The 21,467-nt window shown below is 72.7% G+C and carries 20 protein-coding genes; 10 read left to right on the top strand and 10 right to left on the bottom strand.

What is annotated here, in order from left to right:
• Positions 1-18 precede the first annotated feature (18 nt).
• The 3 genes from QSK39_RS30680 to QSK39_RS30670 all read right to left on the bottom strand — a co-directional run bounded on the left by QSK39_RS30680 (position 19) and on the right by QSK39_RS30670 (position 5,523).
• Positions 19-3,705: a CARDB domain-containing protein gene (locus QSK39_RS30680; protein ID WP_285481325.1), complete on the bottom strand. Its 3,687-nt coding sequence runs from the start codon at positions 3,703-3,705 to the stop codon at positions 19-21.
• Positions 3,706-3,825: 120 nt separating this feature from the next.
• The gene (locus QSK39_RS30675) at positions 3,826-4,698 is read right to left on the bottom strand and encodes a TIGR03619 family F420-dependent LLM class oxidoreductase (protein ID WP_285481324.1); all 873 of its coding nucleotides are present in this window, start codon (positions 4,696-4,698) and stop codon (positions 3,826-3,828) included.
• Positions 4,699-4,740: 42 nt separating this feature from the next.
• A complete protein-coding gene (locus QSK39_RS30670; protein ID WP_285481931.1) occupies positions 4,741-5,523 on the bottom strand; it encodes an FkbM family methyltransferase in 783 nt (260 codons plus the stop codon).
• A gap of 96 nt (positions 5,524-5,619) precedes the next feature.
• On the opposite strand from QSK39_RS30670, the gene QSK39_RS30665 reads away from it, so the two are divergent.
• Positions 5,620-6,063, top strand: a complete 444-nt coding sequence (locus tag QSK39_RS30665; protein WP_285481323.1) for a hypothetical protein — start codon at positions 5,620-5,622, stop codon at positions 6,061-6,063.
• Here QSK39_RS30665 and QSK39_RS30660 read toward each other — a convergent pair.
• On the bottom strand, positions 6,050-6,763 hold the full coding sequence (locus QSK39_RS30660) for a hypothetical protein (RefSeq protein ID WP_285481322.1): 714 nt from the start codon (positions 6,761-6,763) through the stop codon (positions 6,050-6,052). The two genes, QSK39_RS30665 and QSK39_RS30660, sit on opposite strands and share 14 nt — an antisense overlap.
• Before the next feature lie 163 nt (positions 6,764-6,926).
• Here QSK39_RS30660 and QSK39_RS30655 point away from each other — a divergent pair, with 163 nt between their 5' ends.
• The 4 genes from QSK39_RS30655 (at position 6,927) to QSK39_RS30640 (ending at position 11,598) form a co-directional block, all read left to right on the top strand.
• On the top strand, positions 6,927-8,126 hold the full coding sequence (locus tag QSK39_RS30655; protein ID WP_285481321.1) for a sialidase family protein: 1,200 nt from the start codon (positions 6,927-6,929) through the stop codon (positions 8,124-8,126).
• A 5-nt stretch (positions 8,127-8,131) separates the two neighbouring features.
• Positions 8,132-9,025, top strand: coding sequence for an isocitrate lyase/PEP mutase family protein (locus tag QSK39_RS30650; protein ID WP_285481320.1), 894 nt, complete (start codon positions 8,132-8,134; stop codon positions 9,023-9,025).
• Positions 9,026-9,155: 130 nt separating this feature from the next.
• The gene (gene ligA / locus QSK39_RS30645; RefSeq protein ID WP_285481319.1) at positions 9,156-11,147 is read left to right on the top strand and encodes an NAD-dependent DNA ligase LigA; all 1,992 of its coding nucleotides are present in this window, start codon (positions 9,156-9,158) and stop codon (positions 11,145-11,147) included.
• Between the two features lie 58 nt (positions 11,148-11,205).
• Complete coding sequence (locus QSK39_RS30640; protein WP_285481318.1) at positions 11,206-11,598, top strand: hypothetical protein; 393 nt, start codon at positions 11,206-11,208, stop codon at positions 11,596-11,598.
• Between the two features lie 3 nt (positions 11,599-11,601).
• Here the strand turns inward: QSK39_RS30640 and QSK39_RS30635 are convergent, their stop codons facing one another.
• Both QSK39_RS30635 and QSK39_RS30630 read right to left on the bottom strand, forming a co-directional pair.
• A complete protein-coding gene (locus tag QSK39_RS30635; RefSeq protein ID WP_169734863.1) occupies positions 11,602-11,742 on the bottom strand; it encodes a hypothetical protein in 141 nt (46 codons plus the stop codon).
• A 41-nt stretch (positions 11,743-11,783) separates the two neighbouring features.
• Complete coding sequence (locus tag QSK39_RS30630; RefSeq protein WP_285481317.1) at positions 11,784-12,611, bottom strand: phytanoyl-CoA dioxygenase family protein; 828 nt, start codon at positions 12,609-12,611, stop codon at positions 11,784-11,786.
• Between the two features lie 82 nt (positions 12,612-12,693).
• On the opposite strand from QSK39_RS30630, the gene QSK39_RS30625 reads away from it, so the two are divergent.
• Positions 12,694-13,665, top strand: a complete 972-nt coding sequence (locus tag QSK39_RS30625) for a LacI family DNA-binding transcriptional regulator (protein ID WP_285481316.1) — start codon at positions 12,694-12,696, stop codon at positions 13,663-13,665.
• Positions 13,666-13,668: 3 nt separating this feature from the next.
• Here QSK39_RS30625 and QSK39_RS30620 read toward each other — a convergent pair whose 3' ends face one another.
• A complete protein-coding gene (locus QSK39_RS30620) occupies positions 13,669-14,097 on the bottom strand; it encodes a hypothetical protein (protein WP_285481315.1) in 429 nt (142 codons plus the stop codon).
• Positions 14,098-14,253: 156 nt separating this feature from the next.
• On the opposite strand from QSK39_RS30620, the gene QSK39_RS30615 reads away from it, so the two are divergent.
• Together QSK39_RS30615 and QSK39_RS30610 are read left to right on the top strand one after the other, a co-directional pair.
• Positions 14,254-15,435: a sensor histidine kinase gene (locus QSK39_RS30615; protein WP_285481314.1), complete on the top strand. Its 1,182-nt coding sequence runs from the start codon at positions 14,254-14,256 to the stop codon at positions 15,433-15,435.
• Positions 15,436-15,463: 28 nt separating this feature from the next.
• Entirely contained in the window at positions 15,464-16,102 is a 639-nt protein-coding gene (locus tag QSK39_RS30610; protein ID WP_502873328.1) for a response regulator, read from the top strand.
• On the opposite strand, the gene QSK39_RS30605 is transcribed toward QSK39_RS30610, so the two are convergent.
• Together QSK39_RS30605 and QSK39_RS30600 are read right to left on the bottom strand one after the other, a co-directional pair.
• Positions 15,995-16,558 (bottom strand): RDD family protein, encoded by a 564-nt coding sequence (locus tag QSK39_RS30605; RefSeq protein WP_285481312.1) that lies wholly within the window; start codon positions 16,556-16,558, stop codon positions 15,995-15,997. The two genes, QSK39_RS30610 and QSK39_RS30605, sit on opposite strands and share 108 nt — an antisense overlap.
• Before the next feature lie 106 nt (positions 16,559-16,664).
• On the bottom strand, positions 16,665-17,429 hold the full coding sequence (locus tag QSK39_RS30600) for a DUF3592 domain-containing protein (RefSeq protein WP_285481311.1): 765 nt from the start codon (positions 17,427-17,429) through the stop codon (positions 16,665-16,667).
• A 228-nt stretch (positions 17,430-17,657) separates the two neighbouring features.
• Between QSK39_RS30600 and QSK39_RS30595 the strand changes: the two genes are divergently transcribed.
• Positions 17,658-19,325 carry an alpha/beta fold hydrolase gene (locus tag QSK39_RS30595; RefSeq protein ID WP_285481310.1) on the top strand — a complete coding sequence of 556 codons (1,668 nt, stop codon included), beginning with the start codon at positions 17,658-17,660 and terminating at the stop codon, positions 19,323-19,325.
• On the opposite strand, the gene QSK39_RS30590 is transcribed toward QSK39_RS30595, so the two are convergent.
• A complete protein-coding gene (locus QSK39_RS30590) occupies positions 19,306-19,914 on the bottom strand; it encodes a hypothetical protein (RefSeq protein WP_285481309.1) in 609 nt (202 codons plus the stop codon). The two genes, QSK39_RS30595 and QSK39_RS30590, sit on opposite strands and share 20 nt — an antisense overlap.
• A 223-nt stretch (positions 19,915-20,137) precedes the next feature.
• On the opposite strand from QSK39_RS30590, the gene QSK39_RS30585 reads away from it, so the two are divergent.
• Positions 20,138-21,334, top strand: coding sequence for a metal-dependent hydrolase family protein (locus QSK39_RS30585; protein ID WP_285481308.1), 1,197 nt, complete (start codon positions 20,138-20,140; stop codon positions 21,332-21,334).
• Positions 21,335-21,467: the final 133 nt, after the last annotated feature.

The raw sequence follows: 21,467 nt of genomic DNA, 5'->3' as shown, positions 1-21,467 counted from the left end.
TCGCGGCACCCCCTCCTGTCAGTTCCCGTTACGCCGTCCCGCGGCGACTGAAGCCCCAGCGATCGGGGCGCCGTTGATCACGAACTGCGACCCCGGCTGGATGACGACGTCGCCCTTCGCCGAGCCGGAGATCGTCACGTTCGTCAGCGTCGCGCTGCCGCGGGCGCCGCTCATCGCGAGGATCCCGGCGCCGTTGGTCGACTGGTCGATCTTGACGTTCGTGACCGCCGCCGTCACCACCCCTCCCCCGGTCTTGAACTGGATGCCGTCGTAGGTCGAGTCGTGGATCTCGGTGTCCCGCAGCGTCACCCCCGGGATATCCTTGCCCTGCGCGAAGAACGTGATCGCGCCGAACTGCTGCTGCTCGCCCCAGAAGACGCCGCCGCAGCGGTAGAGGGCGTTGTTGGCGATCGTCGTCTGCCCGGAGAACGGCAGCGGGTCGTGGTCGGTCGCCAGCATGATGCCCGGGTAGTTCATCGTGTCGTAAACGAGGTTGTTCTCGATCCGGTTCCCGTAGCCGCCGTACACCGCGATCCCGTTGGCGCGCCAGGGAAGCTGGATCGTGTTGTTGGTGAACACGTTGTCGTGCCCGATGTCGACGGACGGGTCCTTCACGTACTGGTTGGCCCACACCGCGAGCGAGTCGTCCCCGGTGGTGCGGAAGGACGAGTTGAACACCCGCGAGTTGCGCGTGCCGTTGGTGAAGTTGATGCCGTCGGCGTAGGTGTCCCGGATCCGCATGCCGCTGAACTCCAGGCCGTCGGCCGGGCCCCACAGCTCGGGCTTGTTGCTGTAGTCGCGGCCGACCCACACGCCGACGTTGGCGTGCTCGATCCAGACGTTGGAGATCTTCGTGCCGGTGCCGAACCGGCCGTTGAGCCCGACGCCGCCTTCGGCGTTCCCGTCCCCGCCGCGGATCCGGCCGGAGCCGAAGATGGCGATGTCCGAGAGCTGGACGTTCTTGTCGATGTCGAACCCGAAGTTGCCTTCGTGCGGGTGGTTGATGGTGCCCGCGTCCTGCGGCTGGATCAGGGAGTACAGCTGCGACCGCCACATGCCGGCACCCTTGATCGTCACGTTGGAGATGCCGATCTGGTTGTACTGGCCGCCGCCGTTGGGCACGGTCGGGTCGTCGGTCAGGATCTTGGACTCCTGCCGCCACTGGCCTTCCGGGATCCAGACGCAGGGGATGACGCCGTTCTGGTCGTCGGTCACCGCGCGCTGGATCGCCGGGGCGTCGTCGACGCCGTCGTTCGGCACCGCGCCGTACGCGGTGATCGACGTGCACTCGGCCGGCTTCGGCAGCGCGGGCGCCACCTGCTCCAGGTCGACCAGGTCGATCACGTAGTACGCCGCGTTGTCGCCGTTGTCCCGCTGCAGCTTGAACTTCGTGCCCGGCGGGTACGACTGGGCCAGCAGCGCGTGCGACTCGTCGAACAGCCGCCGCGCGTCTCCCCCGGGCCGGTTGGTGAGGCCCTCGGGGTCGTCGGTGGTGCCGTAGAGCCAGCTGTGCGTCGAGGACAGCGTCAGCTTCTGCGCGAACGTGCCGTTGACGTACAGGCTGAGCGTGTAGTCCTGCCCGCCGCCGGCCGCGGCGTCGGGCACCGAGTTGCGCACCACGATCGAGTTCGCCTGGTTCGTGGACGTGACCTCGACGTACTGGCCCTGGCTCGCCAGCCGGACGGACTGGCGGCCCGAGGACTCGGTCGCGAAGTTCGTGTGGCCGAACGTGCGCAGCGGGTCGGTCTGCAGCAGTTGTCCTTGGTACTGCGCCGATTCCGCTTCGTACTCGGTGTAGGGCACGGCCGCGCCGCGGCCCACCACGATCGCCCGCGACAGCTCGTTGTTGGACTCGTTGGTCTCGGCGACCGTGTTCGTCGAGTCGGCCGTTGCGGTCAGGGTCGCGCCGCCGGTGGTGGCGGTCCACGTGCCGGAGATCGCGACGTTCGCCGTCGCCCCGGCCGCGATCGCACCCGTGGCGCCGGTGAGCGTGGTGGCGCCGGCGGTCAGCCGGGTCACCGAGGTGCCCGAAGCGCTCGTGCCGCGGTTGTGCACCGCGACGGTGAACGACACCGCCGTGCCGGCCGCCGGGTTCGGCGGGTTCGACGTGATGCCGGTGACCTCGAGGTCCGGGCCCGGCGCCTGCGCGATCACCAGCTGGGTGGGCGAAGTGAACGTGTTGTTCGTGTCGTCCTGCTCGACGACCGTGTTGGCCGGGTCGACCGTGGCCGCCACGCTGTAGGTGCCCTGCGGCCGGGTGCCCGCGTTCACGGTCACCGTCGTGGACGCGCCCGCGGCGAGGGCGCCGACGGCCGCGGTGCCGACGACCGTGCCGCCCAGGCTGACGTTGACGGTCGTCGCGCCCGAGGCCGCGGTGCCCGCGTTGCGCACGGTCGCGGAGACGGCCAGCTGGCTCGTCTCCGTCGGGTTCGCCGGGGTCCAGGTGGTGCCGGTGACGACGAGGTCCGGGTTCGGCGCCGGGGTGCCGAACGCCTGGAACTCCGCGACCTGCGCGCCGGGCGCGCCGGAGTTGGCGGAGAACTGCAGCCGGACGTCGGCTGCCCGCCCGCTGACCGGGATGGTCACCGCGTTCTGGTTGGCCGCGGGGTCGAAGCGGTAGTCGGCGCCGGCTTTGAGCGAGGTGAACGCGGTGGCGCCCTGGTCGCGCCCGAGGACCTCGAAGTTCTGCGTCCGCGCGCCCCAGACCGGGTCCGGGTTGAGCTTCACGACGACCTGGTCGAGGTCGGCGTTCGACCCCAGCTTGACGGTCAGCGTGCTCGACTGGCCCGAAGCTTCCCAGTAGGTGCCGGTGTTGTTGTCGTTCGCGTTGGCGGCGACGAAGGAGAAGACACTCGACGACGCCTCGATCGGCTTGCCCGCGGCGAGGTTCTGGCCGGCCTGGGTGCCCTGGCGCACGACGTGGTTGCTGTCGGCGGACTCGTGCCCGGCGGCGTCCTTGGCCCGCACGAAGTACTCGACGCGGGTGCCGGCGGGCCGGGTCTCGGTGAAGGTGGTGGCGGTGACCGTGGTGACGGGCGTGCCGTCGCGGTAGACGGTGTAGCCGGTGACGCCGACGTCGTCGGTCGAGGCCGACCACGTCAGCTTGACCTGGCCGGACGCGGGCTCGGTCAGCGCGAGGTTCGCCGGGGCGGTCGGCGGCTGCGTGTCGCCGGTGTCGGGCCCGTAGAGCTCGAATTCCGAGAGCTGCGCGGCCGGCCACTGGGTGTTCGCGGTGACGTTCAGCCGGACGTACCGGGTCGAGGCCGCCACCGGGATGGTCACGGTGTTGGTGCTCGGCGCGAAGGCGTACCCGCTCGACGCGGCGAGGTCGGTGAAGCTCGTGCCGTCGGTGCTGCCGCGCACGGCGAGGGTCTGGGTGCGGGCCTCCCAGCCGGTGGGCAGCTTCAGCACGATCCGCGAGAGCGACTTGGTGGAGCCGAGGTCGGCCTGGATCCACTGCGGGAAGGCGTTGTTCGCGGACTCCCAGTAGGTGGCCTGGTTCCCGTCGACGGCGTTGGCGACGGGATAGCCGGGCAGCGCGCTGCTCGCCGACACCGTCCTGGTCAAGGGCACTTCCGCCGCGGCCGCCGCGGTCTGGGGTGTGCCGGGTGGGCCGCTCGCCGCGGAGGCGAGGGAGAGCCCGGCGACGGACAGCCCCACGGCGAGGAAACCGGCGACGAGCCGGGACAGGCGCGTACGAGTCATGGCGTCTTCTCTTCTTCGAGACGGCGGGGGACGGGAGCCTGAGCCACCCGAGCATGCAACAAGTGAGCGCCGTCACGCAAGAAGTAGACATCGATCAGAAAATTTACGACTCCTTCGCTGTCACCCGACTGGCGTAACCGGACGAACCAGGGCGAACCGCTCCGCGAAGGCCGCCATCTCCTCCCGCCGGCCGTCCGGGTCGGCGCTCGCGGGGCTGACGACGACCCGGGTCACGCCTTCCCGCGCGAGGTTCTCGGCGTCCACTTCGGACATTCCGATCGACCCCCATCGCGTGTACTGCACGGCATCCGGGTCCCGGCCGGCTTCGCTCGCAGCCGCCCGGGCAAGCTCGAACCGGCGGCGGCGTTCGTCCGGGGCGAGCAGGCCGCCGGGGAAGAAGCCGTCCCCGCGCCGCCCGGCCCGCCGCGCGGCGGCCGCGCTCGAACCCCCGACGTGGATCGGCAGGCCGCCGCCGACCGGCTTCGGGAAGCTGCAGACGGCGTCGAGCGTGAAGAACTCCCCCGCGTGGCTGACGCCGTGCGCGTCCCCGGCCCAGAGCAGCCGCAGGACGTCCATCGCCTCGTCGGCCCGGCGGCCACGGGTGGCGAAGTCGACCCCGGTGGCCGCGGCCTCACCGGGCAGCGCGCCGACGCCGATGGTGAGCAGCCGCAGCCGCCCGCCGGACAGCAGGTCGAGCGTCGCCAGCCGCTTGGCGAGCACCACGGGGTGGTGGTAGGGCAGCAGCAGGACGCCGGTGCCGAGCAGGATGTGCCGCGTGCCGGCGGCGGCGAACGTCAAGCACTCGAGCGGATCGCCGTAGGGCAGCGACGGGTCCAGCTCCATCGCCCCGATCTTCGCGCCGGGCTGGAGGGCGACGTGCTCAGGGACGTAGAGCGACTCGAAGCCGAGGTCTTCGGCGTCCTTCGCGAACCGCATGAGCGCGTCCGGGTCGACGCCGAAGTGGGGCGTGCTGTAGCTGATTCCGAACTTCACACCGGGCGACGCTAAACAGTGACGTCCGCGTCAAGGCAAGGGTCAACGGAGCGCGAACACCATCCCGATGTCGGCGGCTTCCTGGACCGGGTCCTGCACGGCCTCGACCGTGAACCCGCGCGTGGCGAACACTTCGCGGACGCGGTCGCGGTTCTCCGCCCACCCCTCGACCTCGACGACCGCCTGCCGGACCAGCGGCCAATGCCGCTCTTCGATCCCCCGCAGCACCTCGTGCTCGGCGCCCTCGACGTCGACCTTGAGCAGGTCGATGCGGTCGATCCCCTCCTCGTCGAGCACCGGGGACAGGGGCCGGACGCGGACGCGGTGCGTCTCGAGGTCGCGCATCACCTTCAGCTGGCGGCCGACCAGGCCACGCAGGATCGGCGCCGGCACGCGGCGGGCGGCCGGGCCCATGCCGCCCTGCCGGATCATGGCGACGATGCTGGCGGTGACCCGCTTGCGCTCCGCCTCGACGTTGCCCTCGTCCCGCCACGACGACGAGAAGATCGTCGCGCCCGGGAAGTAGCTGAAGTCGAGCTCGTCCTCGCCGGCCGCGAGCCCGAAGGGCAGCGCTTTCAGCCGCCCCGCGAAGAAGTCCCGGCCGTTGTGCGCCAGCTTCTCGTACAGCGGCGGCAACGGCTCGAACGCGAAGATCCGCACGTCACCGCCGAGCCGTTCGTAGACCGTCGCGGAGAAGACGCCGACGTTGGCCCCGACGTCGAGGACGGTCGCGCCGGGGGCGAGCTCGACGCCGTGGGCGAAGTAGCCGCCGACTTCCTCGCGGAGGAACGACACTTCCCACGGGTTGATGCTGTGCAGGTCCATCGTCACGCGCAGAGGCTTATCAGGCTCGGCGCCCATGAGCCAGCCCCATAGGTAGGTCACCCGTTCGTGGGCGAGGACATGGGCCACACTGGGAGCATGTCGGCGACGCTGCTCATCACCCGCCAGCTCGAGGTGCACGACCACGTCCTGGCGCGCGGCTGGCGGCTCGACGGGGACACCGGCCCCGCCGACGTCAAGTTCCTCGACGACGCCACGGCGGGCTGGTCGTACCCGCCCAGCTTCGGCGGCGAGCGGACCAACCCGGTCTCCGACACGACCCCGGCCGTCCTGCAGTGCCACTTCACCTTCGGCGACGAGGGCGACGTCGTGTTCGCGGTCGTCCCGGCGGGCAACCTGCGCGGCAGCGGGTGCGCGAAGCACGACACGCGTGAGCGGCAGTTCCCGCTCACCGGCGACGGCCGGGTCGACCTGGCCACGCTCACGGCGATGCTCGACGAGCTGGAGCCCCTTGCCCGGGCGCACGACGTCCACGCGCTCGTCGAGTGCCTGTACTTCGGGCCGTGCGCTAGCCGACCTTGAGCCGGCACTCGGTGCCGAGCGTGAACGCCATGACGTACCGGTGGCGGGACAGGAGGTCCGTGGCCGTCGCCTGCGGCAACGGCCCGCTCGACCGTTCGAACAAGGCACCGGCGGACGGCCATTCGCCGAACCGTCCCGACAGCTCGTTCGACCGCTCCACCCAGGATTCGCCGATGTAGCCCGGTGAAGTGCAGCCGGTCGTGCCGGGCGCCGGCGCCGGCACGAGATAGCTCACCGCGGGCACGGTCCCGGCGTCGACCTTGCCGGCCTGGGCCTCGGTGATCCGGTAGTACTCGACTGAGCTCCGGAGAACGCTGCCACCCTCGAGCCAGCCCAAGGCCCGGCCCGCAGCGTCGGCTTCGCCGATGCGCGTCAGGAAATCGCCGTCGAAGCCCGCCGTCCGGCTGTAGGTCATCCGGCAGGTGATCGTGCCGGGGTTCCGCGCACCGAATTCGGTGGCGTAATCGACTTCGCACACTTCACGCGTCCGTGGTTCGGCCCACTCGGCCCACGGCAACTGTGGTGGCAGGTCAGTCAGCGGCTTCGCCGCCCAGCGGTCGTTGATCTCCCGGTTCGCCCGGGCGGCCGCGGAATCGACGGCCGCCCGGTAGTCGTCGTGCGACAACGACGTACCGGCTTCCACCCACACCACGCACCCCACGACCACGGCAAGAGCCGTCACCCGCCATCCCCACCCCATGTCCCCAGCATGGCCCAGGCGGGTGCGCGGCCGCCAGGTTCCCCACCGCGTGCCCATCCGGGCACCCAGCGTGCTCCTTGACGGACGCGGCCGGGCTCCTTAAGTTGTCGGGACATAGGACGTCAGACATCCCATGTCCTACCTCAACGAGGAGGTCGAACCGGTGGTTCGCAGGTTCAGCACGATCCTTCTGGCGGCGACGGCGACCGCACTGTCCCTCACCCCCGCGGCCACGGCCGGCCCGGCGCACGGCTGCGCGTCGTCGGTGGCCTTCACCTCCGGCACCGAGGGCTACGACACCTTCCGCATCCCCGCGGTGGTCCGGGCCGCGAACGGCGCGCTCGTCGCGTTCGCCGAAGGACGGCGGGACTCGGCCGGGGACTCCGGCGCCATCCAGACGGTGTCGCGCACCTCGCGTGACGGCGGCTGCACCTGGGGCCCGCTGTCCGTCGTGGACAGCAACGGCGACGCCACCGCCGGCAACCCGACGCCGGTGCTCGCCCGCGACGGCGACCTGGTCCTGCTGACCGTCCACAACGGACTCGTCTCGGAGAAGCAGATCATGTCCGGGCAGGCGTCCGCGCAGGACACCCGCCGCGTCTTCGTGCTGCGCAGCCGCGACAACGGCCGCACCTGGTCCCCCGCGCGGGACATCACCGCCGACGCGAAGGCGCCGGGCTGGCGCTGGTACGCCACCGGCCCCGGGCACGCCACGCTGCTGCGGCACGGCCCGCACGCCGGCCGGATCGTGGTGCCCGCCAACCACTCCAGCTCCCCGCCCGCGGGTTCTTCCGACGTCGGCACCGAGGCGAAGTACTACGGCGGCCACGACCTCTACAGCGACGACGACGGCCGGACCTGGCACATCGGCTTCACCGACGACCGCACCGACGGCGTCGTCGCCGCGAACGAAACGTCGGCGACCGAGCTGCCCGACGGCACGCTCTACTTCTCCAGCCGCAACCAGGGCTCCGCCGCCGAGCACCGCGTCGACGGCTACAGCGTGGACGGCGGCAAGACCCTGGTCCGGCCGTACCGGGTGCAGCCGTCGGTGTCCGGGACGAAGGTCGAGGGCAGCGTCCTGCAGACGACGATCCCGTGGCTGATGCTGTACTCGGGCCCGGCCGACCCCGCGACGCGCGCGGCGATGCAGCTGCGGCTGAGCACCGACCGCGGGCACACGTGGCAGGCGGGCCGCACGCTGACCACCGGGCCGGCGGCCTACTCCGACCTGGTGCAGGCCGACCCGGCCACCATCGGCGTCCTGTACGAGACGGGCACGGCCGGCCCGTACGAGAAGATCGTGTTCGAGCGGGTGGGTTTGGCTCCGGGACAGCTCGGGAACGCCCCCGCGAGGAGGTGATCGACGTGGCCGAGCTGCTGGCTCCGCGCGTCCCGGGTCCGGCGCGGCTGCGCGAGCTGCTGGCCGGCGAGGATCTCGTCGTCGCACCGGGGGCGTACGACGCGCTGAGCGCCCGGCTGGTCGAGGCGGCCGGGTTCCCGGCGGTCTACATGACCGGCTTCGGCACGACGGCGTCGCTGCTGGGCCGTCCCGACGTCGGTCTCCTGACCATGACGGAGATGGTCCAGGCGGCGGGCCGCATCCGGTCGGTGGTGGAGGTCCCGGTGATCGCCGACGCGGACACCGGCTACGGCAACGCGCTGAACGTGATCCGCACGGTCCGCGAGTACGAGGCGGCCGGCGTGGCGGCGATCCACCTGGAGGACCAGGTGGCCCCGAAGCGCTGCGGGCACCTCGAAGGCAAGCGCGTGGTCCCGGCGGCGACCATGGTGGACCGGGTCCGGGCCGCGGTCGCCGCCCGGTCGGACCCGGACTTCGTGCTGATCGCCCGCACGGACGCCCGGGCGGTGGAAGGCCTCGACGCGGCGATCGACCGGGCCCGCCGCTACCGGGACGCCGGCGCGGACGTGCTGTTCGTGGAGGCGTTGCAGTCCGAAGCCGAGATCGAGCGGGTGGCGGGCACGTTCCGCGACGTGCCGCTGCTGTTCAACTGGGCGGAGGGCGGCAAGACTCCGCCGCTGGGGCGCGAGCGGTTGCGCGAGCTCGGGTTCCGGCTGGTGATCTGCCCGATCTCGACGCTGCTGGCGGCGACCGAGGCGATGCGCTCGGTGCTGGCGCGGATCGCGCGCGACGGGACGCCGGTCGAGGCCGTGCGCGAGCTGCCGGGGTTGACGGACTTCGCCGACCTCGTGGGCCTGCCGGAGATCGAGGAGATCGGCGACCGGTTCGGCGACGGCTGAGCAGGATTCCGCACGCAGCGAGATGCGCGCGGAACCGCTGTGCCCCACCGGACCCGCGTCGCGCGGAGCCGCCCGGACGAGCGACCCCGAAGTAGCGGAACTGTCGGACCCGACCGGTAACGTCCTCCCCGTGGAAGCTCGGGAGCGCATACAGGAACTGGCCGACCGCATCGTGGTCCTCCGCGACGCGTACTACCGGGGTTCGCCGTTGGTGGCGGACGCCGAGTACGACGCGGTCGAAGACGAGCTGCGCGGGCTCATCGAGGCGAACCCGGACCTGGCGCCGGACCCGAACCCCCTCGACCAGGTGGGCGCGCCCGCGGTGCTGCACGCCCCGATCCGGCACTCGCGGCCCATGCTCTCGCTCGAGAAGGCCACGAAACCCGAGCAGGTCGAGGCCTTCTTCGACCGCTTCCCGGGCCAGCCCGTCGTCGTCATGCCCAAACTGGACGGTCTCTCCCTCGCCGTCGTCTACGAGGACGGGCGGCTGCTGAGAGCCGTCACCCGGGGCGACGGCACGACCGGAGACGACGTCACCGTGCTCGTCCGGGCCCTGACCGACGGGATCCCGGACCGGGTCAAAGCCCCGGGCCGGGTCGAGGTGCGGGGCGAGGCCGTCATGCTGCGCTCCACCTTCGCCGCCTACAACGTCGCGCACCCCGACAAGCCGCTGATCAACCCGCGCAACGCCGCCGCGGGCACGCTGCGGGCCAAGGACCCCGCCACCGTCGCCGAGCGGCGGCTGCGCTTCTTCGCCTTCGACCTCGACACCGACCCCGACAGCGCCGACACCGACCTCGGCAGCGCCCTCAACACGCTCGGGTTCACCGCCGCCGACATGCGCCGCTGCGCCGACGCGGCCGCCGCGCAGGCCGTCATCGGCGAGATCGAACAGCAGCGCAACGAGCTGGACTACGACCTCGACGGCGCCGTCCTGCGGCTCGCCGACCGCACCGCCTACGCCGCCGCCGGCACCCGGTCGAGCTCGCCGCGCGGGGCGCTCGCCTTCAAGTTCGCGGCCGAGGAGAAGACCACCGTCCTGGCCGACGTCGTCTGGGACGTCGGCAAGACCGGCAAGATCGCCCCGGTCGCCTGGCTGGAGCCCGTGTTCGTCGGCGGCACCACCGTCACCCGCGCGACGCTGGCCAACCAGGAGGTGATCAAGGCCCGCGGCATCAAGATCGGCGACACCGTCCTGGTCCGCCGGGCCGGGGACGTCATCCCGTTCGTGGCCGGCGTGCTCGACGCGTCGAAGCGCACCGGCGAGGAGCGGGAGATCGTTCCGCCGTCCGTCTGCCCGTCGTGCGGGCAGCCGCTGACCGAGCAGGGCAACAGCCGGGAACTGTTCTGCACCAACGTCGCCTGCCCCGCCCAGACCGTGCGGCGGCTGATCCACTGGGCGTCGCGCGCCGCGGCGGACATCGACGCCATCGGCGGCGTCTGGATCGAACGGCTCGCCGAGTCCGGCGACCTCGAGCACCCTTCGGACTTCTACCGGCTGACCAAGGAACGGCTGCTGGAGTTCGACCGCATCGGCGAGGTCTCGGCCACCCGCATGATCGAGTCGATCGACGGGAGCCGGTCGGTCGGGCTGCGCCGGGCGCTGATCGGGCTCGCCATCCCGATGGCATCCGAAGGCACCGCGGCGCGCCTCTGCCGGGCGGGGTTCGGTTCCCTGGAGGACGTCGCGGCGGCGGGTGTCGACGGGCTGGTCGCCGTCGAGGACATCGGGCCGAAGGTCGCCGCGTCGCTGATCGAGCACCTCGCGCGGCTGCAGCCCGAGCTGGAACGGCTGCGGGAGCGGGGCGTGTCACTCGACGTCCGCGACGAGGACCTGCCCCCGGTCGTCGCGGCCGGGGCTCCGCTGGCCGGGAAGACGGTGGTCGTCACCGGCTCCATCAGCGATCCGCGCTCGGGGGAGAAAGTCCCCCGGCCGACGTTCCAGCGGCTCTGCGAGAAGGCCGGCGCCACCATCGCGTCGTCGGTCTCGGCGAGCACGGACCTGCTCATCACCGGCGCCGACGTCGGAGCCGCCAAACTCACGAAGGCGGAGAAGCACGGCGTGACCGTCGCGGACCAGAGCGAAATCTGGCCGCAGCTGATCGAAGCCGGAATCATCTGACGCAGGGGCTCGTGAGATGCTGCGACGGCGCAGCAGGCCCGAGGGAGAGGCGGAGCGGGTGACCACCTGGACCGATGTGATCAACTTTGTCCGGACGCGGTACGAGGTCTTGGAGGACACCGACGGCTGGCTCCGGTTCCGCCTGGAAGGCCCGGACGGCCGGACCCAGCAGGTGACGGCGCACCACGTGGAGGAGCTGCACGGCGGCGCGTGGGTCGAGATCTCGTCCCCGGTCGGCTGGGCCGACAAGATCGACCTGCGGCGCCTGCTCGACCTGGCCGGCTCGTCGGCGGTCGGCGGCGCGGCCGTGGTCGACGGGGTCGCGCTGCTCAAGCACACCGTGCCGCTGGAGGACCTCAGCATCGAGCACGAGTTCGAGCGCCCGCTCAAGGCGGTCGTCGCGCGGGCGGACGCGCTGGAGCACGACCTGACGAAGTCGGACGAGTTCTAGCTCCTACAGGTGCATCGCGAGCCACAACGCCATCCAGGCGAGGCACGCCAGCGCGCCGCCCACTCCGAACGCCAGCAGCACGCGGCGCAATCCCGCGACGACCCCGGCCCGGCCCGTCATTTCGGTGATCCCTGCATCAGCCATGCCGGAGGTTTGCCACCCACCGGGTCCGGCAAACCTCCGGTTCAGGATTCACCCATCACGAGTCCCTCGATGGTGTGCTTCTGGGTGATCGGTTCCAGGGTGCCGACGACCGGGCAGTGCAGGTGCGCCCGCACGGACTCCGGCAGTGACGCCAGGAAGCCTTGTGTCACAGCGATGTCGTGGCGTTCGTCGTTGCCCGCGCCCGGCGCGTCGAGGCCCAGCACCAGCACCGGCCGGGACTTCGCCGAGTGGTTCGCGGTGCCGCGGTGGACGGTCAGCGCCGAGCGGATCGAGATGTCGCCCCTCCGCGGGAACTTGCGCACCGCGAGGGAGCGGTAGCGCGGGTAGGTCGAACGCGGCGGGAACATGCCGTGCTCGAACGCGGCACCGTCGTCCCGGTGGGTGCCGGGGGCGATCTCGAACGGGCCCATGTCCGGCTCGGTGTCGACGGCGGTCACGTTGACGGCGAGCGAAGTCAGCCTGCGGTGGCGGGCGGTCTCTTCGGGCATCGGGAAGTCGCGGTGCCACGGCTGGTCGACCGCGCCGGCGAGCGGGACGTCGAACCCGACCTCGACGATCCGGTAGTCCGGCCCCAGCACGGCCTCCGCGACCGCGGTGATCCACGGGTGCCCGGCCAGGTCGGCGAACCCCCGCAGCTGTTCGGGGTGGATCTCGACGTAGTAGCGGTTCGGGCCGCGGCCGACGGCGCCGTCCGGCCGGGCGCGGGCCTCGGCGAACGCCGCGTCGATGTCCTCGCCGAGCCGGCGCACCCAGTCGCGCGGGAACGCCCCGGGCAGGCCGATGATGCCGTCCTCGGACAGCCGGGCGGTCAGGGACTCGACGTCGATGGCGGTCAGGTTCGTGGTCATCGGAGCCTCCGAGGGGTCACGACGGCGTGGCGACTTCAGTTTGCAACGTGGCATGCCACGTTGCAAGAGGTAGGCTGCCGTCGTGAACCCGAAGTTGCGGGACGTGGCCGAGCACGCCGGGGTGTCGGTGCGGACGGTGTCCAACGTGGTCAACGGCTTCCGCTACGTGGCCCCGGCGACCCGGGAGCGGGTGCAGGCGAGCATCGACGCGCTGGGCTACCGGCCGAACATGGCCGCCCGGACGCTGCGGCGCGGGCGGACCGGCCTGGTGGCCCTGGTCGTCCCGGAGATCGACTCACCGTACTTCGCCGAGCTCGCCGCGCGGACCGTCCGCATCGCCGGGCTCCGCGGCCTGACCGTGCTCATCGACCAGACCGACGGCGACGCCGAGCGGGAGAAGGAGCTGCTGCACGGCCGCCGCAGCCAGCTCGTCGACGGCGTCGTGTTCAGCCCGTGGGCGGTGGCCCCGGCGGAGCTGGCCGCGCGCACCGACAGCGTCCCGCTGGTGCTGCTCGGCGAGCACGACGGCCCGGCCGGGGTCGACCACGTCGCGATCGACAACGTCGCCGCCGCGCGCGAGGCCACCGGGCACCTGCTGGCGACCGGCCGACGGCGCATCGCCGCGGTGGGCATCCAGCCGCGCTCCCTCAACGCGACCGCCCGCCAGCGGCTCGCCGGCTACCGCGAAGCACTCGGGGACCTGCCCCGGCTGGAGGTCCCGGTCCAGCGCCTGCACCGGGCCGACGGCCACCGCGCGATGCTGGAGCTGCTGGACCACGCCGAGCCCCCGGACGCGGTCTTCTGCTTCACCGACGAGCTCGCGCTGGGTGCGCTGCGCGCCGCCGCCGACCGCGGCCTGGCCGTGCCGGGCGACCTGGCGCTGGTGGGGTTCGACGACATCGAGGACGGCCGGTTCAGCGTCCCGGCGCTGACGACGGTGTCCCCGGACAAGGACCGGATCGCCGAACTCGCCCTGGACTGCCTGGCCGCCGAACCCGGGCCGCCGCGCTCGATCGTCGCCCCGCACCGGCTCGTGGTGCGCGGCACCAGCTGACGCTCACGCGTCCCGGTTCACCACGCGCAGGATGAGCCACTGGTCGAACCACGCGCCGGCCGTCGTCACGACCAGCATGACCAGGCCGAGGATCAGGTGCGTGTAACTGTGCAGCGGCGCCGCGCTGTCGGTCAGCTTGGCCAGCCCGAATTGCAGGCCCAGCCGCAGCGCGAAGAGCACGGCGACGAGCGCGAGCGCCTGCTTGCTGCGCCACACCGCGCGCAGGTACTTGCGGCGCCGGGACAGCAGCGTGAACCACAGCGCCAGGTGCACCGCGACGAGCGCGAGCGGCAGGTACCCCACCCACGAGTACCGGTCGCTGAACTGCAGGCTGAAGTCGTTGCTCGCCACCAGGAGCCCGACGAGCACGAAGTACCAGCCCGGCAGGCCCTCGATCTTCCCCTGCCGGGTCGTGGGTTCGGCCTCCCGCATGAGAAATTCTCCGTTCCGGTTCATGCTCCGAGCCTTCCGTTAACCGCGGCGCGGGCGATCAACCGGCGGTACGAGATTCCGCCGCCGTCTCCTACCCAGGTACGAACTCTCGCCGCGGAGGGAGCGTGGGGACGCCGGGTGGGGCACGATCGGCAGATGACCTTCGCCCGCCACCCGGGGATCCCGTGGACCGGCCGCCGCGGCCCGCTGGTGGCCGAAGCGGTCGTCCTCGGCGTGCTGGTGGTGCTCGACATGGTCCTCGCGGCCCGGGCCATGCCCGGTCAGGGTCAGCTCGTCACCATCGCCGCCCAGTTCGCGCCGGGCGTCGGGCCGGTCGTGGCGCTGCTGGCCGTGCTGCGCCGCCGGTTCCCCGACCACATCGCCGGTCTCGCCACCGCCGTCTCCGGGCTTTCGCTGCTGGGCTCGGCGATCGCGACCCTGATCGCGGTGGCCGGGACGCGGCTCCCGCCGCAGCCCGGCGCGTCCGAGACCTTCGCGATCGCGCTGGTGGTCGGCGCCTGCTGCCACCGGCTTTCGCCCCGGGCGGCCACCGTCCAGGCCGTGCTCGGCGGCGCCGCCGCCACGCTCGCCCCGCTCCTGCGCTACGGCACCGGCTCCCCCGCCGCGCTCTACGCCGCCGCGGCCGCGGTGGTCTGGGGCGGCGCGCTGGCCGGCGGGCTGGTCCTGCGCGACGCCGAGGTCCGCCACCGCGTGGACGTCCTCGAGCTCCGGTCCGCCGAACGGCTCCGGCTGGCCCGCGAGCTGCACGACCTCGTCGCCCACCAGATCACCGGGATCGTCGTGCGCGTGCAGGCCGCGCACCGCGTCGCCGAGCGCACCGGCGGCGACACCGCGACCTTCGCCGAGCTCGAAACCGCGGGCGCCACAGCGCTTTCCGCGATGCGGCGGCTCGTCGGCGCGCTGCGGACCGGCGACGAAGACCTCTTCGTGCCGCCCGCCGACCTCGCCACCGCCGTGGACCGCGCGGTCCCCGACGACGACCGGATCCACCTCGACGTCAGCCCGGATCTGGCCACCCTGGCCGTCGCGCCCGAGGTCGTCACCACCGCGCACCGGCTGCTCACCGAGTCCCTCACGAACGTCCGCCGGCACGCGCCGGACGCCGCCGAAGTCCGGGTGCTCGTCCACCACGAACCCCGCGGCGAGCTGCGCGTCGAGGTGGTCAACGACGGCGCCGCCCGGCCCGCCCGCCGGGGCGGCTACGGCCTGCTCGGGATGGCGGAGCGGGTCGCGGCGGTGGGCGGTACGGTGCAGGCCGGACCGGCGGAGGGCCGGCGCTGGCGCGTGCTCGCGCGGCTGCCGCTCGAACCCGGCTGAGGCGAGGGAGACGGGATTGCCGACGCGAGTGCTGATCGCCGACGACCAGGCGATGGTCCGCGCGGGGTTCCGGCTGATCCTCGAAGGCGAACCGGACATCGAGGTCGTCGGCGAGGCCGCCGACGGCGACCAGGCCGTGCGGCTGGCGCGGGAACTGCGCCCCGACGTCACGCTGATGGACATCCGGATGCCCGGCGTGGACGGGCTGCGCGCCACGGAACTGCTGGCCGGCGCGGGCGTCCCGGACCCGCTGCACGTCGTGATGGTCACGACGTTCGGGCTGGACGAGAACGTGCACGCGGCCCTGCGCGCCGGCGCCTGCGGGTTCCTGCTCAAGGACGCCGGGCCGAACCTGCTCATCGAAGCCGTGCACGCGGCCGCGCACGGCGAAGCCCTCGTCTCCCCCGCGATCACCACGCGGCTGCTGGCGCACTACGCGCGCCGCGATCCCCGGACCGTCTCGGCGCCCGAAAGCCCGCTCACCCCGCGCGAGCTCGACGTCGTGAAAGCCGTGGCCCGCGGGGAGACGAACGACGAGATCTGCCGCTCGCTGGTGGTTTCACTGCCGACGGTCAAGACCCACATCGGCTCGGTCAAGCGCAAGCTGGGCGCCCGCAACCGCACCGAGATCGCCATCTGGGCTTGGGAGAGCGGCCTGACCCGCTGACTCTTTGCTCGAACACCGTGGGACGCGGACGACGACCGTGCGCGCCACGACGTCGCCGAACCGCTGGCGGCGGCGCGTCACCAGCATCACCACGATGCCCGCGATGCCCCACGCGAAGCCGTCGACGAGCATCAGCAGGTCGCGGACGACGAACGCACCCAGCGTCGGGTGCCCGCCTTCGAGGGTTTGCACGCGCAGGCGCAGCCAGCGCATCGCCGGGGTCTGGCCGCCGTGGCGGTAGGGCCACCACACCATGACGAACACGAGGCCCACGAAGTCCAGCGCGAGCATCGTGAAGACGACGACCTCGAGGAACGTGAGCAGCCCCGGGCCGTGCGGGTGGAAGAACCAGATCACCGCGATCGCGAGCAGCAGCATGGGGACGAAGACGAGCAGCTCGTCCAGCAGGAACTGCACCAGGCGGCGCCCGACGATGCCGAGTCCCGGACGGGTCATGAGCCCATGATCTCGGTCCCGGCGCCCGGGCGCGCGCTGAGCCGTGCTCTTGCCCCGGGTGACGGCCCGCCGGCGTCTGTCCAAACGCGACTCGCCGGGCCGGTGGTCAGCGCGAAGCGCGTTCGGTCGCCGGGACCAGGAACGGCCCGCCGCCGGGGCCCTCGCGGAACAGGACGCTCAGGTTCGGGCCGTACCCGGCGACCCAGGCGGGCCGGCGCGGCCGGTCGCCCAGCGCCGCGACCCCGAAGGCGTGGGCTCCGCGGGCGGTGGCGGTGGTGCCGTCGTCGTAGCGGATCTCGAGGTCCGGCGCGTGGTGGTTCTTGGCGGCGAGACGCCGGTCCGGGACGACGGTGACGACGGCCGGGCACCACCCGGTGCGGCGGGCCGCGGCCAGCCGTTTCGCCCACCGGATCCGGCGCAGGACGGCGATCGGCAGCGTGACACCCCCGACGACGAGCAGCGCGACGGCGGCGGCGAGGACGCGCGGGTCCTCGTTCGGCTCCTCGACCGTCCGCACCCGCGCCGGCCGGGCCGGATCCACGACGACGGTGACGTGGTCACCTGCCGCATAACGGCCCGAGTTCGCCTGGATGGTCGTCGTCCGCGACCGGCCGGCGAGCGGGTAGCGGATGTCGAGCAGGGAACCGTTGCGGAGCTCGTGGACGGCCTCGATGGTCCCGTCCGCCCGCGCACCGGTGCGCAGGAGCTCGTCGGCGGCCCGGTCGACGAGCACCGCGAGCGCGACTCCCCCGACGACCATCGCAACGGCGACGAAGAGCGCAAAGGTCCACCGCCACCCGCCGGCCCGGAGCCGGCGCACGCCCGGCGCCGCCGGGTCCTCGGCCTGCTCCCGGAGCCCGACCTTCCCCATGGGCCGATCGTAGACCCGCGGAGGTCGACCCGGATCTCGGTAGCGCGTCGCATGGCTTGCGGTGGCCGAACGGCGAGTCCCGAGCCCATGATCTCGGTCCCGGCGCGCTGAGCCGTCTCATACCCGGGGCCGAGGCGCGGGCCGCGACTTCGTCCCCCGGGTTGATCACCGGCCGCCGCGACCGGGCCAGGCTCGGGCGCACCCCACCCGGCGACGGAAGGAACCCCGGTGCGCATCTCCCGGACAGGACTGGCGGCCGCGACGGCCGCCCTCTTCGCGGCCTCGGTGCCCGCCGCGGCGGCGGACCCGCTCACGCCGTACACGGCGCAGCAGCTCCAGTGGGGCGACTGCCCGTTCAAGCCGGCCACCGGCGACGCGCCCGTGCAGTGCGCGGTCGTCACCGTGCCACGGGACTGGGCGAACCCGGCCGCGGGCACCGATCTCCAGGTGTCGATCAGCCGCGCGGCCGCGACGGGTGAGCGGCAGGGCGCGCTCCTGCTGAACCCGGGCGGGCCGGGCGGCCAGGGCACGCCGCTCGCCGGGTCGCTCGCCGCGCTCGAACCGTCGGTGCACCAGCTCTACGACTTCGTCGGCATGGACCCGCGCGGCACCGGCCACGCGGGCACGGCCGACCAGGGCTTCCAGTGCCAGGTCCCGGTCAGCCGCCTGCCGCAGGGACCCCTCGACGCGCGTGACCGGTCGGCGGCGAGCGTCGCGGCGCACCAGCAGGTGCCGCGGGCCACCGCCGAGGCGTGCCAGAGCGACGCGCTCGCGCCGTACGTCACGACGTGGCAGACCGCGCACGACATGGACCTCGTGCGTTCGCTGCTGGGCGACGAGAAGCTGAACTACCTCGGCTATTCCTACGGCACGTGGCTCGGCGCGAAGTACGCGTCGCTGTTCCCGGAGCACACCGGCAAGACCGTGCTCGACTCCAGCGTGAACTTCGAAGGCCGGCTGCAGGCCGACTTCGAGGCGTTCCCGGTGATCGACCAGCGGCAGTTCGACGACGTCTACGTGCCGTGGCTGGCCCGGAACTTCGCGGCGCAGCTGGGCGGGACGGCGGCGGAGGTGCAGGCGAAGTGGGAGCGCGTCCGCGCCTACTACGGCACTCACGGCGTCTCCCCCGACACCTTCGACGGCATCTTCGTCGGCAACGGCAGTGAAATCCAGTGGCTGCTCGGCGCTCTGGTCTTCCTCCAGGGCGCCGCGGCGCTCGACGGGACGTCCGCCACTCCCCCGCCGGCGCTGGCGGAGTCGATGGATGCCGCGTCGCGCAAGGCGTTCGGCGTCCCGGCCGCGTCGCTGACGCCGGAGCGGGTGGCCGCCGCGGCACCGGACTACACGCAGCGTCCCGGCACCCGGTTCGCCGTCGCGTGCGGTGACCAGCCGACGCGCTCGGCGTCCTGGTACGAGCGGCTCAGCGACCGGCAAGGGCCGCAATACCCGTTGTTCGGCTGGGCCTACGGTCTCGGGGAGACGTGTGGTTTCTGGTCCGACAAGCCACAGCACGAACTGCCTTCGCTGCCGGCTTCGGCGGCAGCGAACATCCTGGTGGTGCAGGGCGAATTCGATCCGCAGACGGGCTACGAGCAGGCGTCGGCGGCGGCGCGGTCGGCCGGGGTCCCGCTGGTGTCGGTCGACGATTCGCCGTTCCACGGCCAGTACGCCCTGGCGGGCAACCCGTGCGTCGACGGGCTCGTGAACGTGTTCCTCACCAAGAACTCCCGGCCGCACAGCACGACGTGCCCGGGTGTCCCGCTGATCGGCGAGGACCAGGTGTACCCGGTCGCCGGGCCGGTGCGGAGCACGGCGCCGTCCGTCCAAACGCGACTGTCATCGGACAGTGCTTCGCGCACGCGGGTCCGGGACGAGGTCAGCGCGATGAACCGCTGACGGTTCGTTCGGCCGCGCGGGTCCGGGCGAGCACGATCGCCGCCACCAGCGTCCACACCATCGACAGCACCCGGCCCACCGGCAGCAGCGCACTCGCGTAGTAGAAGGCCAGTGACAGCACCGAAAGCGTCGCCAGACCGCCCGCGATGTACCCGAACCAGCGGGCGAGCCCCTTCGCGGTCATGAGCACGAAGACGCCCAGGGTGACGACGTTGACGACCCCGCCGGCGTAGAAGCTGCCCAGCCGCAACGCCTGGACGGTGTCCAGCGACGCGGAGCCGGCGACGATCGTCAGGACGACGGTGAGCGCACTCGAAACCACCATGGCCAGCACGGAAACGGCGGCGACCACCATCGCCGGCCTCCGCGCGACGGCCCGGGCGAAGACGGCGAATCCGACGACGGACACGACCTGAAGCCCGGCGACGACGAGCGCGGCGGCGGGGTTGGCGCTGTAGTAGGCCGCGACGTCGGCGGCGGGGGCGTCGGGCAGGGGCAGGCTGCGGTCGGCGAGCGCACCGGCGAAGGTCACCGAGAGGAAGGCGACCAGGAAGACGGCGGCCCCCGTGATCGCGCGAGGTGTGGACATGGACGCTCCTGGCAGATCGGACGGTCGGGATGACCGCACGACCTTCCCGCAGCGACCCCCCGGACCGCGTCGGCGCGGAAGCGGCTTCGCGACTACGTAACCGGACGTACGGTCAACGCCGGCGGCGCACGAGGTGCGTAGCCGCCGCCCGCGCCGGATCTCCGTACCGCTTCTCCGTACTCGCCCCGACGTGCCGGTCCCCGAAACCGGTGATCGTGGCCCCATGACCAAACAGCTTGTGATCACCGAGCGGCGCAGGCTCACCGCCGTGCGCGCGGCTCGGTTGTTCGATGGTGCCGGATCCTCGTTTGTTGCCGATCCGCTGGTGGTGCTCGATGGGGCCACCATCCTGGGCGTCGAGTCCGGGGGAACCGCGCCCGAGGGGGCCGATGTCGTGGACCTCGGCGGGACGACCTTGCTGCCCGGGCTGATCGACACGCACGTCCACCTCGCCTTCGACGCCAGTACCGAGCCCGTCGCCCGGCTGGCCGCGCGGGATGACGCGCAGGCGCTCGCCGCCATGGCCGAAGCCGGGCGGGCGTCGCTGCGGGCCGGGGTCACCACCGTGCGGGACCTCGGGGACCGCCGCTACCTCTCGCTGGCCCTCAAGGACCGTGCCGACCAGCCGACGCTCGTCGCCGCCGGGCCGCCGATCACCAGTCCCGGCGGGCACTGCCACTTCCTCGGCGGGGTCGCCGACGCGAGTGAGGCCGGGGTACGGGCGGCGGTGCGGGAGCACGTCGAGCGCGGGACCGACGTCGTCAAGATCATGGCCAGCGGCGGGACGATGACGCCGGGCACGCGCCAGGAATGCGCGCAGTTCGACCGGGACGTCCTGCGCGCCGCCGTCGACGAGGCGCACCGGCACGGGCTGCCGGTCACCGCGCACGCGCACGGCACCTCGGCCATCGCCGACGCCCTCGCCGCCGGCGTGGACGGCATGGAACACGTGACGTTCTGGTCCGCCACCGGCGTCGACCACTCCGAGGACCTGCTGCGCGCCGTCGTCGACCAGGGCGTGGCCGTCGGGGCGACGGTCGGCATGGTGCCGGTCGAAGGGCTGGCGCCGCCCGCGGAGATCGCCCAGCGCATGCCGGGCGTCGTCGCGAACTACCGGCGGCTCGTCGAGCTCGGTGCGCGGGTCGTCGCCGGCACCGACGCCGGGATCGCCCCGGTCAAGCCGCACGGCGTGCTGCCGTGGGCGCCGCTGATGCTGCGCCAGGTCGGCCTGTCGCCGGCCGACACGCTGAGGGCGATCACCTCGGTCGCGGCGGGCGTGTGCGGGCTCGCGCACCGCAAGGGCCGCGTCGCGCCGGGGTTCGACGCCGACCTGCTGGCCGTCGACGGTGATCCGCTGGCCGACCCGCGGGCGCTGCTGCGGGTCCGTGCGGTGTGCGCGCGAGGGAGGTGGATCGCATGAAGAAGTTCTGGAAGGCCCTTGTCGCGGGCCTGGCGCGGGCCGCGTGGTTCCCGGCGCCGATCTGGCCGGCGGGACCGAAGTTCCGCTGGCCCGGCGAACCCCGCTGAACCGGCCGGGGCGCCGTATCGTTGCT

Origin of the sequence: Amycolatopsis sp. NBRC 101858 (genome assembly GCF_030269325.1) — a bacterium.
Taxonomy (GTDB): domain Bacteria; phylum Actinomycetota; class Actinomycetes; order Mycobacteriales; family Pseudonocardiaceae; genus Amycolatopsis; species Amycolatopsis ponsaeliensis.
This window is presented reverse-complemented; position numbering and strand designations above follow the sequence as displayed.

What these genes read in the sequence shown, in the direction of transcription:
- QSK39_RS30680 (WP_285481325.1), bottom strand. Translation starts at nt 3,705, where the DNA reads ATGACTCGTACGCGCCTGTCCCGGCTCGTCGCCGGTTTCCTCGCCGTG.
- QSK39_RS30670 (WP_285481931.1), bottom strand. Translation starts at nt 5,523, where the DNA reads ATGGACCTGCACAGCATCAACCCGTGGGAAGTGTCGTTCCTCCGCGAG.
- QSK39_RS30665 (WP_285481323.1), top strand. Translation starts at nt 5,620, where the DNA reads ATGTCGGCGACGCTGCTCATCACCCGCCAGCTCGAGGTGCACGACCAC.
- QSK39_RS30660 (WP_285481322.1), bottom strand. Translation starts at nt 6,763, where the DNA reads ATGGGGTGGGGATGGCGGGTGACGGCTCTTGCCGTGGTCGTGGGGTGC.
- QSK39_RS30635 (WP_169734863.1), bottom strand. Translation starts at nt 11,742, where the DNA reads ATGGCTGATGCAGGGATCACCGAAATGACGGGCCGGGCCGGGGTCGTC.
- QSK39_RS30630 (WP_285481317.1), bottom strand. Translation starts at nt 12,611, where the DNA reads ATGACCACGAACCTGACCGCCATCGACGTCGAGTCCCTGACCGCCCGG.
- QSK39_RS30620 (WP_285481315.1), bottom strand. Translation starts at nt 14,097, where the DNA reads ATGCGGGAGGCCGAACCCACGACCCGGCAGGGGAAGATCGAGGGCCTG.
- QSK39_RS30615 (WP_285481314.1), top strand. Translation starts at nt 14,254, where the DNA reads ATGACCTTCGCCCGCCACCCGGGGATCCCGTGGACCGGCCGCCGCGGC.
- QSK39_RS30605 (WP_285481312.1), bottom strand. Translation starts at nt 16,558, where the DNA reads ATGACCCGTCCGGGACTCGGCATCGTCGGGCGCCGCCTGGTGCAGTTC.
- QSK39_RS30600 (WP_285481311.1), bottom strand. Translation starts at nt 17,429, where the DNA reads ATGGGGAAGGTCGGGCTCCGGGAGCAGGCCGAGGACCCGGCGGCGCCG.
- QSK39_RS30590 (WP_285481309.1), bottom strand. Translation starts at nt 19,914, where the DNA reads ATGTCCACACCTCGCGCGATCACGGGGGCCGCCGTCTTCCTGGTCGCC.
- QSK39_RS30585 (WP_285481308.1), top strand. Translation starts at nt 20,138, where the DNA reads ATGACCAAACAGCTTGTGATCACCGAGCGGCGCAGGCTCACCGCCGTG.